The organism is Oryzifoliimicrobium ureilyticum, from assembly GCF_037199735.1.
In the GTDB taxonomy this organism is placed as follows: Bacteria; Pseudomonadota; Alphaproteobacteria; order Rhizobiales; family Rhizobiaceae; genus Rhizobium; species Rhizobium ureilyticus.
On sequence record NZ_JBBBVQ010000016.1, the window covers coordinates 28,619 to 46,311 of the forward strand.

The following is a 17,693-nucleotide window of genomic DNA, read 5'->3' on the forward strand; positions in this document are numbered from 1 at the left end:
ATCGATGCCGGCCGTCTCCAGCCCGGACCACTCTCAGTCCGATCAGCGTGTCGACATCGTCGTAGACGGCGTCGCCATCACGGCGGAACGTGGCATGACGATCGCAGCTGCGATCGAAGCGAGCGGTCGGCATGCTTTCTCGCGTGGTCTGAAGGGCGAGCCGCGCGGCATCTTCTGCGGCATGGGCGCATGCCAGGATTGCCTTGTCACCGTCAATAGCCGCCTCAGCCAGCGGGCCTGCATGACGACGATCCGGTCCGGGATGACGATCGAGCGACCGGGCCCGCGCCCTACTATTGTCGACAACGCCGTTGCGGATCTCGCCTCCGTTCCGCAAGCCATCGAAACCATTCAGACCGACCTGTTGGTTATCGGAGCCGGCCCGGCTGGCTTATCCGCCGCCGAGGCTGCCGCGTGCGCCGGCGCGCGGGTTACAGTCGTCGATGAACGTACCGCCGCCGGTGGTCAATATTTTAAGCAACCGCTGACTGCCCTGGCGGTACAGCGCCTAAGGGCCGACGAACAGGTCCGCTCCGGAGCCGATCTCGTTGAACAGGTTCGCGGCGCGGGTGTCTCGATTGTCGCTGGTACAACGGTTTGGGGCGCCGAAAGTCGTGCTGACGGCACGACTATCGTCTCCTGCTACGGCCCAGCAGGTGCATCCTACTACAAGCCGAAGATTATTGTGATCGCGACCGGAGCCCATGAACGCCCGCCAGCGGTTGCCGGCTGGACAAAGCCAGGTGTCATGACCGCCGGCGCGGCGCAGACTTTGCTCCGAAGCTATGGTACGGTAACCGGCAAACGCGTCGTGATTGCCGGCAACGGCCCCTTGAACTTTCAGGTGGCATTGGAAACGATCAAGGCTGGCGGCACCGTCGTGGCGCTGGTGGAAAGGGCGAGAGCGCCCTGGAAGCAGCCGACCGCGGCCCTTCAGCTCCTCGCTGCCGACAGGATGCTTGCGCTGAACGGCATGCGACAGATCATTGCCCTGCGCACCGCCGGTGTGCCGATCTACTGGGAATGCGCGATCGCCTCCATCGAGGGCCAATCCGGCGTCGAGACCGTAGCGATCAAGGGGCCGAGCGACACGCTCACGCTGCAGGCCGACACAATCCTCATCGGCGGCGACTTTGCGCCCTCCAACGAACTCTCGCGCCTGCTTGGTTGTGGCCACGAGATTGTCGACGGAAAGTTGGCGGCGATCCGCAAGGTGGATGGCGAGACCACTTTGCCGCATGTCCATGTAGTGGGTGAAGCAGCCCGTTTCGGCGGTGCGCACATCGCTATGGCAGAAGGCCGGCTAGCCGGCTCGGCCGTGGCGCGCAAGCTTGGGCTCTCCGTGCCACGCGACGACAAGGTCGAACGCCGGCTCGAACGGCACTGGGCGTTTCAGAAGGCTCTTTGGGCGGTCTTCGCCGACCGGACTTCTGTGAGCGCTATCGCGGGCCCGGATCACGACACCATTATCTGCCGCTGCGAAGGCGTGACGGCCAAAACCTTGAAGGCGCTCGCGACCGACAGCGCTGGCGACATCGCAACACTAAAGCGCCTTTCCCGCGCGGGTATGGGTCGTTGCCAGGGTCGCTATTGTGGCGACGCGGTTGCCGCGATTGCCGGCGCGCGACGCAACAAGAGCGAGACGAATGGCTTCCTTGCGCCACAAATGCCGCTGCGACCTATTCCCCTTGCGGCGCTTGCGGTCGAAAAACCGGAATGGGGCGGCCACAAGCGGGCGCTTCTTCCCCAAACGCCACCGCTGAAAAACGGCGAGCCGCTTCCTCTGAAACGGGTTTCGACTCTCGTCATCGGCGCTGGTATCGCAGGGCTCTCCACGGCGTTGTTTCTCGCCCGGGCCGGCGAAGACGTGGTCGTGCTGGAACGCAGTTTCCCAAATTCACTCGCATCGGGGGGTAATGCCGGAAGCCTACACGCGCAGCTTCTCTCCTTCGACCACGGCGCGCGGGCCGAAGGCGGAGGAGGTGCTGCCGCGCAGACCTTGCCACTGCAGCGGGATTCGATCACGCTCTGGGGCGAGCTGCAGCGTGAACTCGGCCGCGATTTCGAGATGAAGGTGAACGGCGGTCTGATGGTCGCGGAGACCGACGCGCATATGCGCTTCCTTGAGGAAAAGGTGAGCGTCGAGCGGAAGGCCGGCATCGACTGTCGTCTGATCGACCGTGACGAGTTGCGGCAGATGGAACCTGCGCTCTCGCCGCAATTCGTGGGCGCTGCCTTCTGTTCGCAGGAAGGCAAGATCAATCCGCTTGTGGCGACACAGGGCATCCTTGACGCCGCGAAAGCCGCCGGCGCCAGGATTTTCGATCAATGCCAGGTCATGGCCATCACACCCATCGCCGATGGATTCGAAGTCGTCACATCTCGCGGCAGCGTCCATGCCCGGCGTGTGGTCAATGCTGCGGGCGCCTTTGCGTCACGGATCGGCAGTCTGCTGGGGCTTGACCTGCCCGTCTTCGGCGCTCCGCTGCAGATGGTCGTCACGGAAGCGGCGGCGCCGACGATCTCCTGTCTCGTTGCCCATGCCGACCGTCATCTGACGCTTAAGCAGGCGGGCAATGGCAATTTCATCATCGGCGGCGGCTGGACCGCCGGGCTCGACCCGGTCCACCAGCATCCGCGCCCTCTGCTTTCGAGCATCGAGGGCAATCTCTGGGTGGCGCAGCATGTCGTGCCGGCGCTGCGCAAACTGCACGTCATCAGAAGCTGGGCCGCGATGAATATCAATATCGACGGCGCCCCGATCCTTGGCGAGGATCCTCGGCAACGGGGCTTCTTCAATGCCGTGACATCCAACGGTTATACCCTTGGTCCGCTCGTCGGTCACCTTACCGCGCAACTTGTCCTCGGCCGTGAAACGGGCAGGGCGCTCGATCGATTTTCCGTATCCCGTTTTGAGAAAGGCTGCGCATGATCGAAATCACCGGCGTCAGCAAATTCTATGGCGACTTCGAGGTCTTGAAGAACTGCAACGTGAACGTTGGTCGCGGTGAGGTTGTGGTCGTCTGCGGTCCTTCGGGTTCGGGAAAATCCACGCTGATAAAATGCGTAAACGGTCTCGAGCCCTTCCAGCAAGGGTCGATCCGCGTACACGGCATCGAGGTCGGCGACCCGAAAACCGATCTACCCAATCTGCGTACGCGCGTCGGCATGGTGTTCCAGAACTTCGAGCTGTTCCCGCATCTGACGATCATCGACAACATCATGCTCTCGCAGCGGATCGTGCTCGGTCGCAGCGATAGTGCAGCGCGCGGCAAGGCAATGCAGCTGCTCGACCGCGTCGGCCTCGCCGATCACTCGGTAAAATTCCCGAGCCAGCTTTCCGGCGGCCAGCAGCAGCGCGTAGCGATTGCCCGGGCTCTCGCAATGGACCCGCTGGCCATGCTTTTCGACGAGCCCACCTCGGCGCTTGATCCGGAAATGATCTCTGAGGTCCTTGATGTGATGACAGGTCTTGCCAAGGACGGCATGACGATGATGGTCGTCACCCATGAAATGGGCTTTGCGCGTCGTGTGGCCACCCGCGTGATCTTCATCGATCAGGGGGAGATTGTCGAAGACCGGCCGAGCGACGACTTCTTCGCCGGAAAGCACAATCCGCGCACCGAGGCCTTCCTCGGCAAGATCCTGCAGCACTGAGGCCTCGTCATGAACGAATACGACATCATCATCGAAAACGGCACGATCGTGACGGCGTCTGACGTCTTCAAGGGGTCGATCGCGATCAAGGACGGCAAGATCGTCCAAATTGGCGAACAACTGAGCGGGGCAGAACGCGTCATCGATGCTGTCGGCAAATATGTCCTGCCCGGCGGCATCGACAGCCACGTCCACATCGCCCAACCATCTGGCGAGGGGATCGTTATGGCGGACGATTTCGCTAGCGGAACCCTGTCAGCCGTGTTCGGTGGCAACACGACGATCATGCCGTTCTGCCTTCAGCAAAAGGGCGTGCCGCTGCGTTCGTCGCTGAACGACTATCACGCGCTTGCCAAGGACGAGTGCTACACCGATATCAGCTTTCATCTGATTATCTCCGATCCAACCGACGCTGTTGTCAGGCAGGAGCTTCCTGCCCTTGTGGCTGACGGCTACACCTCGCTGAAGGTCTTCATGACCTATGAGGATTTGCGCTTGAGCGATGGCGAGATACTGAAGACGTTCGACGTGGCACGCAGCACCGGCGCGACTGTCATGGTCCATTGCGAAAACGAGGATGCGATCCGCTTCCTGATCGACAAGCACGAGCGACACGGCGATGTCACGCCGCGCGCGCATGCCTCGACACGGCCCGTTGCAGTCGAGCGCGAGGCCACACATCGCGCGCTTTCGCTGGCCGAGATCGCCGATGTGCCCATCGTCATTGTCCACGTCTCGAACGGTGAGGCGATCAAGGAAATCATGAGGGCGAGAGCGCGGGGCATCAAGGTCGTCGGCGAAACCTGCCCGCAATATCTCGTGCTCACTGCCAGGGATCTGGATGGCATGGACTGGGAAGGGGCCAAGTTCGTCTGCTCTCCGCCGCCGCGCGACGAGGCGGCGCAGACCGAATGCTGGCACGGTATCGAGACCGGCGTGTTCGAGCTCTTCTCCTCCGATCATTGTCCGTTCCGCTATGAGGACGAGCACGGCAAGCTCAACCCGAAGGGCAAGAGAAACTTCCGGCACATCCCCAACGGCATTCCCGGCGTCGAGACCCGGCTGCCGATCCTCTTTTCGCAGGGCGTCATGGCCGGGCGCATCGACTTGTCGCGTTTCGTCGCCATTACTGCGACCAACCACGCCAAGACCTACGGTCTCTATCCGCGAAAGGGTACGATGGCCATTGGCTCCGATGCTGATATCGCGATCTGGGACCCGGCGTTGAAGCGCACCATTCGCCACGCCGATCTCCACGACGGCGCTGACTATTCGCCCTACGAGGGAATGGAAATCACCGGCTGGCCCATCACCACCATCGTGGCCGGAACGGTCATGGTCGAGGACGGTGTGCTGGTCGGCAAAAAAGGTCATGGAAAATATCGACCTGCCGCCGCCCGACCGACCTTTAATATACGTCTAGGAGATATATGATGAAGCTCAAGATTACCGCAGGTCCCTTTGAGTTCGATGCTGTCCTCGAAACTGAAAAAGCGCCGAAAACGACCGAGGCGTTTTTGAAGCAAATGCCTTACAAGGGGCAGATCGTTCATGTGCGCTGGTCGGGAGAGGGCGTCTGGATCCCGCTCGGCGATCAGGAGTTCGGCGTCAGCTACGAAAACCACACCAGCCATCCGGCGCCTGGCCACATCATCCTCTATCCCGGTGGGATCAGCGAAACCGAGATCCTTATTGCCTATGGCGGGGTCGATTTCTCCTCGAAAATGGGTCAACTCGCGGGAAATCACTTCATCACTGTGACCTCCAATCTCGACAAGCTGCCCGAACTCGGCCGCCTGACGCTTTGGCAGGGCGCGCAGGACATCCGCTTCGAACTCGTCGACTGACGTTCAAATTATCCGTCGTGTCGGGATGTGACGCATCCTGGCATGACGGTTGCTTGGCAACGGGGAAATTCCAATACCCCAGGTCGAGGCAACCCTATGATCTTTGATTTTGAACTTGCTAAGCGTGCAGCTCAAGAGCACCCGCATCAGTCACCCCGACAGCCTATATTGGTGAGCTTATTAGCGCGGCTGCAAGTCAAACCCGAAAAGACCATTGACGGGACACCGCCCGTCCAAGGGTCGAGGGACTACCGCGCATCCATGTGCGAATGACACATTGCTTCAAGCGCATGTGCGGCTTTGCTGGCACGACGCTCCCTATGTTTGAGCAAACGAAACTGCCGAACCGGGAGGTCAAAGGCGACTTTAGCAAGCGATCCCTGTCGCAGGTAAAGATCGGCGGCAGCGCTCGAAATGGCTGCGGCGCAATCGCCGGCAGTTATTGCCGACAAGACTGCTTCGTTGGAAGGAAGTGCCAGCGCAATCTGCAAGTCGCGGCGCGAGCAACCCATCTTTTCCATCGCATTTTCAAACTCGGACCGAGTCCCCGATCCTTCCTCACGCATAACCCATTTGCTGCCGGAGATGAGTTCTTTAGGAGACAAGCGTCGCCCACTGGCCCATGGATGGTCAATCGCCACGACGATCACGAGCGCGTCCTCTGCGACCACTTTCGACGATAATGCCGAAGAGGCGAGTTCACCCTCAACGAAGCCTAGCTCTGCATGACCTTCGATGACGGCATCAGAGACCGTTCGCGTATTGCCAATGGTGAGGTCGAGATCAATGCCTGGATATTGACGGCGGAATCGCATTAGCACCTGGGGAAGCCAATAGCTTGCGATCGTCTGGCTGGCGAACAGCGTCAGGCGCCCACGTTGAAGCCCACCAAGTTCGGATAGCATCAATTCGGCCGAATGCACGCGAGCGAGTGTGGCTCTGGCCTCGACAAGAAAGGTCTTCCCGATCTGCGTGAGTTCGATGCGCCGACCGACACGATTAAACAGTTCCACGCGATAATAGGCTTCAAGGTTCTTAATCGCGCTGCTGACCGCCGACGGAGTGAGGTGAATCGCCTCAGCAGCTTGCGTAAGGTGTTCGCGCTCCGCAACAGCGACGAAGATGGTAAGCTGCTCAAATGTCATTGGGATATCGTTTTAGCTCATCATGATCGATGTAGATTTATAGTCTGCGACGACATCCTTTTGCAAACAGCCTTTGTCTGTTGTCGCGAGCAAAACTCCATTGAAATGATTACGATAAGGCCTCAGGACCCAAGCAAGCGGTCTAATCGTTCAAGCTTAGCACTTCACGCAGGCCATCGATAGCAAATGGCTTTAATAGCTGACGCGCATCGGTGATACCGGATGCGGATTTTGCGCTGTCGTCGCCGCTCGCGAACACGATACGCACATCCGGCCAACGCTCCCGAACCCGTCGTGCTAGATCGATGCCCGACATCCCCGGCAAGCCGACGTCCGTCAGCAAAACATCCACTCTCTGGGTTTCCAAAACGCCAAGTGCGTCTTCGGCCGAGCTCGCCTCGTGAACGGTGTGACCCAGCTCCTCAACCATATCCACCGTTGACATGAGGATCAGGGGCTCATCCTCTACGATCAAAATACGCGTCTTCCCTGTTTCTTGCCGCTCGGGCTCGACTGCGGCTGGTACCTCGTGGCGCTCCAGGCGTTGCACAGCTATTTTGTGTTGCTGCGCATTGCTGAGAACGTGACGCACTTTTCGCGCCAATGCCTCGCGGGTATACGGCTTTGACAGGAGTTCTACGCCGGCATCCAATCGACCGCCATGGACGATCGAATTCTCTGTGTAGCCCGAGGTGAATAAGATCCCGATGTCAGGAAGGACCGCCTTGGCCTTTCGCGCGAGTTCTGTGCTGCGCATGGGACCGGGCATGACGACGTCTGTAAACAGCAGATCGATATGCACCCCACTGTTCACGATCGCAAAAGCCGACTGGGCATCGTTGGCCTTGAGAACGCGGTAACCGAGATCCGTTAGGAGCGCGACCGACGTTTCGCGAACGCCATCATCATCCTCCACAACGAGCACAGTTTCTGTCCCACCTTTCACCAAGATCGCGCTAACGTCGGTTAGGGTGTCTTCTGTCTGCATGGTGCGCGGCATGTAGAGTTTAATCGTCGTGCCGTGACCGACTTCGCTATAGATCTTGAGGTGTCCACCGGACTGCTTCAGGAAGCCGTAAACCATCGAGAGACCCAGGCCGCTGCCTTTTCCGTCCGTCTTCGTGCTGAAGAACGGTTCTAGGACGTGCTCTAGGATCTCTGGCGGTATACCGGACCCGGTATCGGTCACCGCAACAAGAACATATTGACCAGGGCGCACGTCTTCGTGTGAACGCGCATAATCGTCATCGAGTACCGCGTTCGCCGTCTCGATCGTTAGCCTTCCGCGGCCCTCCATGGCGTCTCGAGCATTGATTGCCAAATTCAAGATGGCATTCTCCAACTGGCTAGGGTCAATCAACGTGTTCCACAGGCCGCCGGAAACCACCGTTTCGAGCTCGATCTCTTCGCCCAATGCCCGTCTCAGCATATCGTCCATGCTCTGGGTCAGCCGGCGGACATTGACGACCTTCGGCTCAAGCGGCTGCCGGCGACCGAACGCTAAAAGCTGCGATGCCAATTTCGCGCCGCGCGCGACGCCGGCAAGAGCGTTATTAAGGCGTTGTTCTGCCCGACTATTGCCGTCGATGTCCCTTGATAGAAGCTGCAGGTTCCCGCTCACGACCTGAAGCAAATTATTGAAATCGTGCGCGACGCCGCCTGTCAGATTGCCGAGAGCCTCCATTTTTTGTGCCTGCCTTAGGGCGATCTGAGCATTCTCTCGCTCGATGGTCTCTTTTTCGAGCTCAAGAAGGGCGGCCCTAAGCTCCTGCGTGCGTTGCTCAACCTTCTGTTCAAGCGTGTGGTTAAGGCTCTGAAGCTGATCCTCGGCACGCTTCTGGTGCGTAACATCGAAGCCATCAACGAAAATGCCTGTGACCTTGCCGCCCGGATCGAAAATGGGCTGATAGATCAGGTTGACGAACCGCTTATCGGGGTCGGTGCTACCTGCACGCTGGAGGAACACCGGCACGTAACGACCGATATAGGGTTTTCCTGATTGAAACACGTCATCAAGCAGTTCGAAGAAGCCTTGCTCGGCCACTTCGGGAAGTGCATCCCGCACGCTCAAACCGATGAGTTGTCGATGCCCCACCAGTTGCAGGTAGGCATCGTTGACAAGTTCGAACATGTGTTCGGGACCACTGAGAATGCACATAAAACTCGGGGCCTGCTGGAACAATGCCCGCATGCGATCCCGCTCTGTGGTTCGTAGCTCGACTTCAGATGCAAGCTGGCGATTGAGTTGCTCCAAAGCAGCGGCTGCCTTTTCCCGCATCTCTGCGGCGTCGGCGAGCGCCTCTGCCCTTCGCTGTTCGGTTTCGAACGCTTCCGCACTCGCGAGCCGCGAGGTGATTTGACCTGCGATCAGCTTGAGGAAGTCAAGGTATTCCTCGCCGACTGGACGGTAAGGATTGAGCCCGGTGATCAAGATACCTTTGGGTTGGTCGCTGCCCTGCCCAATCAAAGGCACGACCGCTGCCTGAAACGGCGGTTTCGGCCAGGGCCCGGGGGGAATGTTCCTCACGGTCGTTAGGTCCACCAGTTCAACCGCCTGCTCTGCCCAGGCACGCTCGAGGTTCCAGACGCCGACACCGCGGCGTATCTCTGGCGGGAGCAGCGCGACGTCCTCAGACGCTCCACATATCCACTGGCGCCTCGCGTTGCCTTTCTCGTCAAAGACGTACAGCGCGCTGAAAGGGAGGTCCTGGGGGTTTTGATTCAATGCGTCCAGTGAGGCGCCAAACACGCCTCTTCGTGTGTCGACCGCGGCAAGTCCAGAGGCCAGGTAGCGCATTGTCGCGAGCCGGCGCTCACTGATGACCCGCTCGGTTTCCTCAGTGACGGCGCAAAAAACACCTTCGACCTCGCCGCCATCTCCCATCAGGGGGCTGTAAGAGAAGGTATGGTAGGTCTCCTCAGGATAGCCATGACGCTCGAGGATGAGAAGAAGCGCTTTGTCCCACGTCGCTTCGCCGGTCTCGTAGACTGTGGCAAGGCGGCCTTTCACATCATCCCAGATCTCGGCCCACAGGATCTTCGTCGGCACCGCAAGCGCGTGTGGATGTTTGTTTCCGAGTGTCGGACGATAGGCGTCATTGTAGAAAAACGCGATGTCTGGACCCCAGCCCAGCCACATCTCGAATTTGGAGGTCAGCAAAAGCCTGATCGCCACCTTCAGTGCCTCCGGCCAACGATCCGGTCGACCGAGCGGGTCGTTGTCCCAGTCGTGACGGCGCATCAGTTGCGCCATTTCGCCGTCACCGACGAATATATCCTGATACTGATCCGATATTGCCGTCATCACACTTTCACCGGGAAATTGCAGTGCCCACTTAGGCCATTGATAACGCTTGTCTAGACCGCTAGTTCTTGATTACTGACAGTTTTCGCATCGGATTGAAGAGAGACGGCAATGAGCCAGGCTAAGCCACAGCCGGAATGGACGACCGAGGAGCTTTGGCGAGCGATCAAGTCGGCAGGGGTCGCCTTGTGGACCTGGGTGATCGATGACGACACGTTCGTGATGGATACAAGGGCTTATGAGCTGTGCGACATTTCCGTGGAAGCGAACCTAACGTTTGAGCACCTGTCCGCGAAGGTGCATCCGGCGGACCGAGATCGGGTGCGGGCGGCATTCAATGCGACCAGGGGTATCGATGGCCCATTCGAAATTGACTTCCGGATTTTGACAAACGCGTCCGACGTTCGATGGATCTCCGCCAGAGGCCAAGGCAATGAAGGCGATGCCGCCACCAAAAAGATGACCGGTATCTTTTTGGATGTCACCGGTCGCAAGCAGGCTGAGGAAGGCCATGAATTGCTCGCAGGCGAAATGAGCCACCGCGTCAAGAACCTGCTCGCCCTGGCAGCCGGCTTGACGACCATCACATCGCGGTCAACCGATACGAAAGAGGAAATGGCCAAGCAGTTGACACAGCGGCTAGCTGCCCTTGGTCGTGCGCACGAGCTGGTGCGGCCACTTCCCGATGGGCAGGGGAAAGCTGCCTTGCTGGGTGACCTTTTCACCGTTCTTCTGGCACCATATGATGATGTCGGAGCGTTTGCTGGCCGTATCCGCGTTGCGGTTCCGCGCATGGGTCTAGGGGAAAAGGCAGCAACCGGCCTTGCTTTGGTCATCCATGAGCTGGCTACAAATTCCTTGAAATATGGCGCACTCTCCAATGATAAGGGTTTGCTCGACATCTCCGGTACGCTGGTCGAAGACAAAGTCGAGATCGTCTGGAACGAGCATAACGGCGACGGGGAGCAGCAGCCAAGAGCGCCTGAAGGATACGGAAGTAAACTGCTGCAGAGAACCGTTTCCGGGCAGCTAGGTGGATCGATCGGCTATGACTGGATGGATGGCGGTGTGGTAGTCACCATCAGGATGGACGAAAGCAGCCTCTCGGGATGAGGCCGGGCTGCAGCTCTGGTAGGATCAAGCTCTGCATTCGTGAGTTTCTTGGTCCGCCCCAGCAATCTCATGCTCGAACGCAACCCTCAGGAGTAGCCACAACCAAAAGATGATAATTCGATGTTTTCAGGATTAGAGGTTGACTTTTCTCCGGCCTCCTCCTAAATCTCAATCATCGATCTTTTGCTTGCCGAGCTTTGTCTACCGCGCGATTGGCACCGCGCTTTAAGCGAACTTCCCTCTCAAAATAGTCGGTTCTCGTCCGCGTGGCCCCTGCTTCGCGGTTCTTTACTCTATGCTTTGAAAGGGTTCATCATGACCACTGGCACAGTAAAATGGTTTAATTCAACCAAGGGTTTCGGCTTCATCCAGCCTGACAATGGCGGCGCTGATGCCTTCGTTCATATCTCGGCTGTCGAGCGCGCCGGAATGCGCGAACTCGTCGAAGGCCAAAAGATTGGCTTTGAACTCGAGCGCGACGTAAAGTCGGGTAAGATGTCTGCCTGCAATCTGCAGGCCGCCTAACGATCTCTGCTTCCCTTGACCACGGATGTACTGGCACTGTCGGAAGCAATGATCAGTTTGAGGCCAGGCAGTTCGCCTGGCCTTTTTTATTTTGGCCTGAAGCCATACGAGGAGGTTCATTGACAGAGACGTACAGCAAAGCTCGCCAGCAGGCCGAGGCGGCCTTCGGAAATCTCCAGACCGAATTTTTCGCCAAGAACAATGCGGTGGAGGAACTCGAATCCGTTGTCCAGTCACGTAATGCCAAGACGCTGAGGCTGCGCGAAGCGCGACTGGCGAAGGAGCAAGCCGACCGGCTCTCTGCAGCATCGGCGGTTCTTGCCAAACGATCTAAGGCCAGCTGATCATCCCACGCGCAAAAATCAGGAGATTAAAATGAAACACGCTAGAAACAACGAACTCGCTGATCGACGTTCTGCTGCTGCAGACGCCAAAGCGGCCCTTCTCACAGCATACCGCGCGGCAAAGACGGCGGCAGAGCCATTACAAGCTGCCAAACAGGCTGAGCGCGCCTCGCTTGTTGAAGCGCGCGAAGCGCGTCGTGCGGAACGGGACAGACTGAAAGGCGAGGAGCGCACCCGCCGCGAAGCGCTGGCGACTCAAGAGCAGGCAGCCATTGAGGCAGCCGCTGCGGCCGAGATTGAGGCGCGACAAGCCGCCGAAAAAGCACGGATATCACGTGTCGTTGAAGACGAGGCGGCCCGCAAGGCGGAACGCGACAGACGATATGCTGCCCGCAAGGCTCGGCAGGCTTAAGGCCCAGGCGCCCACCTTTGAGTGGATGGGGATGTTGAACATATCAGGCGTGATATACAATCGCGCTCGACCTTGCTTATTCCCGAGGAGCCTCGCATGGTGCTAAAACGAACGACCTGCAGGCGGGCAACGCAACCTGCAGATAGCAATTCCGCGAATTCCGGCGTGATGCGAGCTGCAGAGTCCCTGGCACCCGATTGTGGAGATCTTTGGTAAGTGGCGGTTCGCGAGGGGGCGAAGAGGTCACACCTGCGGTGAGAATAGCCGACAGAGCGCTCGCAAGTTGCGCCTGGAATACGATCACCGTCCTTATCTCCATGACAGGAAAACGACAGAATGGCTGCGATCGTCATCGCGGTGGGAACCCTTCTCGTACCTTCTTCATTTCCATCTTACCGGCTTCGCCTGAAGCCGCATCCCGCCTCAGGATCCCTGCATGAAGATTTCCGTACCTCCCGCCGATCGAATGAAGCATCTTATTGCCGATCGGAACCGCAAGATGGCAGCGTCTGCGCATGCCTATGTCCGTGGAAGCACCGTCCGATTCTACGATTGGCTGGAAAATTCAGAACGTACCCGCCTCCCGGAGGGCCCCGCAGTTTGGATCTGTGGAGATTGTCATGTCGGCAATCTTGGCCCAGTGGCGAGCAAGTCTGGCGATCTTGCCGTGCAGATCCGCGATCTGGACCAGACGGTCGTGGGCAATCCGGCGCATGATCTTGTCCGTCTCGCACTCTCGCTTGCCATGGCCGTCCGCAGTTCGGACCTGCCAGGCGTGACGACGGCGCTTATGCTGGAGCGAATGATGGACGGCTACGAGGCCGCTTTCGCACCCGAAGCCGATCGCGAAATGACGAACGAGACGGTGCCGGTACCGAAAACGGTCCGGCTCGTCATGAGGGAGGCCTCACGTCGTTCCTGGAAACATCTGGCCGATGAACGGATCGAAGGAATTAAGCCGGTGATACCCCTGGGCTCTCGCTTTTGGCCGCTTACGGGTGAAGAACGCGAGGCCGTGGAGGCGCTCTTTGAGACGCAGGCTGTCCGCAGGCTCGTGACTATGCTGCGCAATCCGCATCTGGATGATCAGGTCAAGGTCGTGGACGCTGCCTACTGGCGCAAGGGCTGCAGTTCGCTTGGGCGGCTGCGGATCGCCGTTCTGGTCCAAGTTGGCCATGGAAAGTCCGCCCGATACTGCTTGATGGACATCAAGGAAGCCATCGAGGCAGCGGCACCCCACGCCACCGCCGCCGCCATGCCGGCTGATCACGGTCAGCGGGTGGTCATGGGCGCCCGACACATCTCACCTTTTCTCGGCGGACGGATGATCAGTACGCAGTTTCTCGGCAAATCCGTATTTCTTCGCGAGCTCATGCCACAGGACCTCAAGCTCGAGATTGAGACCCTGACACGGGACGAAGCGCTGAGCGTTGCCGAATTCCTGGCGCATGTCGTTGGCATCGCACATGCCCGTCAGCTCGGGCTTGACGATCGCGCCGCCTGGCTTACCGAGATAAAGCGCAACCGTTCGCCTGCCTTGGACGCGCCGTCCTGGCTGTGGAGCAGCGTGGTCGATCTAGTCGCACTTCACGAAGCGGCATATCTGCAGCACTGCCGAAGATATGCCTTTGAAGAGCACGCCGCCTAAACGCCAATCTGAAATCTGGCCGGCGAGGCAGCAGCAGGATGGCCGACGATTGCGGATCAGGCTTTCGCGCGCAGATCGGCCGTAATCTTTTTAGGGTTTGTCGCCAACCCTTTTCACCGCTCGGTTGCTGGTATCTTGTAGGCGTCTTCTTTTGGGGCCCCCTGTATTGGAGCTCGTAGTCGCGCCCGAGGACGCAGGCTCATTTTTGGTTGTGGACGCGGGCGGTGCTTGCCATCGTGCTTGTCCGCGGTGATACGCAGGCATCACATCATTAGATTGCTGAAGGTCCCAGTCACGGTCTTCCTTAGAGCGCAAACAGCCGCTCGAAGAATCGCAGTTGCTCCGCACCCGTAACATTTGCCTGCTCAAAGACGATTCGGCCTTCTCGCCGAACCCCTCCGGCCTTTTTCATAAAAGACGAAATAAGCTTAGAAGGCGTTTTTGCCGTCGGTGTGATTGCTAGTGCCTTCGGGCCGGCCTCAAGCCTCGTAATGCCGAGCTGTCCGGCGACGAGCCGTAGGCGGGTCGTGCGCAACAGGATCGAAACATCCTCAGGCAACTCCCCGAACCGATCCTCAAATTCGTCTTGCAGGTCGGCAACTTCGGCTGGTTCTGATGTCCTCAGCAACTTGGCATAAAGGTTCAGTCTCACTGCCGCATCAGATATGTAATCCTCCGGTATCGTACCTGTCGAAACGAGGTTGACGGTGGCGCGCTCCCGTGTCGCCGAAGCTTGTTTGCGGAGCTTCGAGACTGCTCCTGCCAGCAGCTTCTGGTAAAGGCTGATACCGATCGCTTTCATGTGCCCGGTCTGATCCTCGCCGGCGATGTCGCCTGCGCCGCGCAGATCAAGATCGCGCAGGCTGATTGCAAGGCCGGATCCCAGGCGATCGTTTTCCACGAGGCTTGAGAGTCGTAAACGCGTTTCCTCGGTGAAGTCCGTGCCCTCTTCTGTCAGAAGGGTTACGAAGCCCTGCGCTCCAGCGCGTCCGACGCGTCCGCGCAACTGGTGCAGCTGTGCTAGCCCAAATTGTTCGGCCCGCCAAACGAACATGGTATTGGCGCGCGGGACATCGAGACCGTTCTCGATGATGTTGGTGGCGAGCAGGACATCGCCATCGCCCTCCGCAAAAGCGACGATTGCTTCGTCTATGGCTGCCGCCGGCATCTTGCCATGAGCAACCTTCACGGAAAGTTCCGGCACGATCTTGCGCAGTACGGCCTCGACATCTTCGATATCCTCGATGCGCGGTACCACAACAAAGCTTTGTCCGCCGCGGCGGTATTCGCGCATCAGGCCTGTTCGCATGGACGCGCGGTCGAACGAGGTTACGGACGTGCGGACCGGTCGTCTTCTGGCAGGCGGCGTCGTAAGGATGCTCACCTCCTGCACACCCACCATGGCGGAAAGCAATGTGCGCGGGATTGGCGTTGCCGACATGGTGAGAGTATGCAATGCGGGCGCCAGCGCGCTCATCGCCTGCTTGTCCTTCAATCCGAAGCGATGCTCTTCGTCCACGATCAGAAGCCCAAGATGAGAAAATCGGACGTCTCTCGCAAGGACTGCCTGAGTGGCGACCACGACGCCAATCTCCCCAGTGGCGATGCCAGCCTTCACCTGTTTTGCCTCTCTCGGCTTGATCAAACGTGACAGCATAGCGACCGCCACGCCCGTTCCTGCAAAGCGGCGTTCGAAGTTGGCAAAGTGCTGGCGCGCCAACACAGTCGTTGGCGCGATGATGACGACTTGTCCACCGGCAAGTGCTACCGCAGCGGCGGCACGAAGCGCGATTTCGGTCTTGCCGAAGCCGACATCGCCGCACACCAGGCGGTTCATGGTCTGGCCGGATGCAAGGTCGGAGAGCACGGCGTTGATCGTTGCAGCCTGATCTACCGTTTCAGCAAATGGAAAACGGCGGGTGAAAGCGGCAAATCCGGCGCGCGGCGCAACGAAGCTTTCCGCCCTCAATTCCTGCCTCTGCTTTGCGAGCGCTAAAAGGTGACGAGCGGTGGACCGGAGATCGGATGCGATCTTTTCGCGCCTCTTCTGCCAGGCGTCGGTGTGAAGCCGATCAAGGGTCACGGCCTCCGGCTCAGAACCGTAGCGCCAGAGTTTGCCGAATTCTTCCATGGGAACAAGAACTGAGCCCTTGTCACGGTATTCTAAGCGTGCTGCGTCACGAGAGACGTTGTCGACGGTGACACTCTCCAAGTCTTTCAGGAGGCCGACACCATAATCCTCATGAACCACGACATCGCCGATCCTCAGTTCAGGCTCGGCCAGGACCAAATGGGATTTGGTGGTCCCACTCGTCCCATCGGCGGCCACCACAACGGCTATATGATTGGTCGTATCGATGAAGCCTTGATCTAAGTCACAGGCAAGTTTCAGGATTGAGCCGGGCTCGGCTGCAAGAACCGACTGCCAGCGATCGACGGGAGATGTCTTTGCGCCGGCTGCCTTCGTCAGGCGTCGGTACAGCGCATCGGAGCTTTTGCCCCTGCCAACGACCAAAACTTTCAGTCCCCGTTGTAGACAGTCCTGCGTGAATTTGATGAGCGCGATACGCTGATCGGTTTCCGACGCGTTCGTAGGGAGATGGCCACCACGATCAAGATCTAGCGGGGCCGATGGAGCCGCGTTGGCGTTCCGGTCCCATTCTGCCCGATCGAGATAAAGTGAGCGAGAGGAGTGGGTGTCCGCTTCACCGAATGCATTCCGGGACTGCCGGGCGTCCTCGATGATCTCGAGATGACGGCTGATCCTGTCCGAAGTGTCTGGAGCTAAAACTAGAGCGGCATCGCCCAGGATGTCGAACAGGCTCGGCATCTGGTCATAATAGCGCATCAGCGCCTGTTCCATGGTCGTCGATTTTGGGACGGGGGCTTCCGCAATGGCTTCGTTGGAGATGGCTTCCGACGCAGGTCCGAACACCACCCTGGGGAGAGTACTTTCCGTTCGCTGCGAAAGACGGTCAAATCCGCGCAGTTCCTCCACCCTGTCATTTTCGTCGAGCACGATCCGCATCGGACCAGGTGCGCCGGCGGGGTAGATGTCGATCACGCTCTCATGCATGGCGAGTTCGCCGGGATCGTCGGCAACACCTTCTTCGACATAACCGGTCCGCCGGATGAAGTCCAAGAAGGCGTCCCGATTAAAAGGCTTGCCTACTATGAGTTCGAGCTGGCTATCGGTGATGACCTCTGCTGGCGGAATGCGTTGCAATGTTGCGTCGATGGAGGTCAGCAGCAGTTTCGGCGCTCGGCTCGGCGTCATCCAAATGCGCAAAGCATCCATTCGCCTTCCCATGCAGTGGCGCGAAGGTGCCACCCGATCGAACGGAAGACAGTCCCATGGGGGCAACAAAATGACGTCGAGCTCCGGAAACAGAGCGGCGAAGGTATCCAGGATCCTGGCCGCCGCGCCCTCGCTTCGTGCGACATAGCAGAGCGACTGGCCTGACCGTTGGAGCAAGGCGCCAAGCCTGCTTGCCACGAAGCCAGCGGGCAGCCTTCTGCTCTGCTGCTGTTCTTCCGCCGCAGGAGTCGGGGAGGGACCTTTGTTCTGATACTCGATGACGCGCACGGGAACCCTGCAAGTTGTTTCAAGCCGGCAAGAATGTCGGTCCACAACAACCAGTCTGCCGTCAGCTTGTTCCCTCCTCGAAACGTATGGATTTCAAAGGACGGAACCGACA

12 protein-coding genes are annotated in these 17,693 nt (G+C 58.9%); 9 read left to right on the forward strand and 3 right to left on the reverse strand.

The window, feature by feature from the left end; all coding sequences use genetic code 11:
• Positions 1-4 precede the first annotated feature (4 nt).
• From VQ830_RS19985 to VQ830_RS20000, 4 genes are read left to right on the forward strand one after another with little or no spacing between them, the layout of a single operon-like run.
• Entirely contained in the window at positions 5-2,932 is a 2,928-nt protein-coding gene (locus VQ830_RS19985; protein ID WP_337269907.1) for an FAD-dependent oxidoreductase, read from the forward strand.
• A complete protein-coding gene (locus VQ830_RS19990) occupies positions 2,929-3,657 on the forward strand; it encodes an amino acid ABC transporter ATP-binding protein (protein WP_337269908.1) in 729 nt (242 codons plus the stop codon). Before VQ830_RS19985 ends, VQ830_RS19990 begins: the two co-directional genes overlap by 4 nt.
• 9 nt (positions 3,658-3,666) lie before the next feature.
• Complete coding sequence (gene hydA / locus VQ830_RS19995; protein WP_337269909.1) at positions 3,667-5,091, forward strand: dihydropyrimidinase; 1,425 nt, start codon at positions 3,667-3,669, stop codon at positions 5,089-5,091.
• Positions 5,091-5,504, forward strand: a complete 414-nt coding sequence (locus VQ830_RS20000; protein ID WP_337269910.1) for a DUF3830 family protein — start codon at positions 5,091-5,093, stop codon at positions 5,502-5,504. Before hydA ends, VQ830_RS20000 begins: the two co-directional genes overlap by 1 nt.
• A 248-nt stretch (positions 5,505-5,752) precedes the next feature.
• Here the strand turns inward: VQ830_RS20000 and VQ830_RS20005 are convergent, their stop codons facing one another.
• Together VQ830_RS20005 and VQ830_RS20010 are read right to left on the reverse strand one after the other, a co-directional pair.
• Positions 5,753-6,649, reverse strand: a complete 897-nt coding sequence (locus VQ830_RS20005; protein ID WP_337269911.1) for a LysR substrate-binding domain-containing protein — start codon at positions 6,647-6,649, stop codon at positions 5,753-5,755.
• A 142-nt stretch (positions 6,650-6,791) separates the two neighbouring features.
• Positions 6,792-9,902: a response regulator gene (locus tag VQ830_RS20010; RefSeq protein ID WP_337270013.1), complete on the reverse strand. Its 3,111-nt coding sequence runs from the start codon at positions 9,900-9,902 to the stop codon at positions 6,792-6,794.
• 162 nt (positions 9,903-10,064) lie between these two features.
• On the opposite strand from VQ830_RS20010, the gene VQ830_RS20015 reads away from it, so the two are divergent.
• From VQ830_RS20015 to VQ830_RS20035, 5 genes are all read left to right on the forward strand, one after another.
• Positions 10,065-11,066, forward strand: coding sequence for a sensor histidine kinase (locus VQ830_RS20015; RefSeq protein WP_337269912.1), 1,002 nt, complete (start codon positions 10,065-10,067; stop codon positions 11,064-11,066).
• Positions 11,067-11,381: 315 nt separating this feature from the next.
• Entirely contained in the window at positions 11,382-11,591 is a 210-nt protein-coding gene (locus VQ830_RS20020) for a cold-shock protein (RefSeq protein WP_204851974.1), read from the forward strand.
• Between the two features lie 119 nt (positions 11,592-11,710).
• Positions 11,711-11,935, forward strand: a complete 225-nt coding sequence (locus VQ830_RS20025; RefSeq protein WP_337269913.1) for a hypothetical protein — start codon at positions 11,711-11,713, stop codon at positions 11,933-11,935.
• Positions 11,936-11,966: 31 nt separating this feature from the next.
• Complete coding sequence (locus VQ830_RS20030; protein ID WP_337269914.1) at positions 11,967-12,347, forward strand: DUF6481 family protein; 381 nt, start codon at positions 11,967-11,969, stop codon at positions 12,345-12,347.
• Positions 12,348-12,783: 436 nt separating this feature from the next.
• Complete coding sequence (locus VQ830_RS20035; protein ID WP_337269915.1) at positions 12,784-13,995, forward strand: DUF2252 family protein; 1,212 nt, start codon at positions 12,784-12,786, stop codon at positions 13,993-13,995.
• A 304-nt stretch (positions 13,996-14,299) separates the two neighbouring features.
• Here VQ830_RS20035 and VQ830_RS20040 read toward each other — a convergent pair whose 3' ends face one another.
• Positions 14,300-17,581, reverse strand: a complete 3,282-nt coding sequence (locus tag VQ830_RS20040; RefSeq protein WP_337269916.1) for a DEAD/DEAH box helicase — start codon at positions 17,579-17,581, stop codon at positions 14,300-14,302.
• Positions 17,582-17,693: the final 112 nt, after the last annotated feature.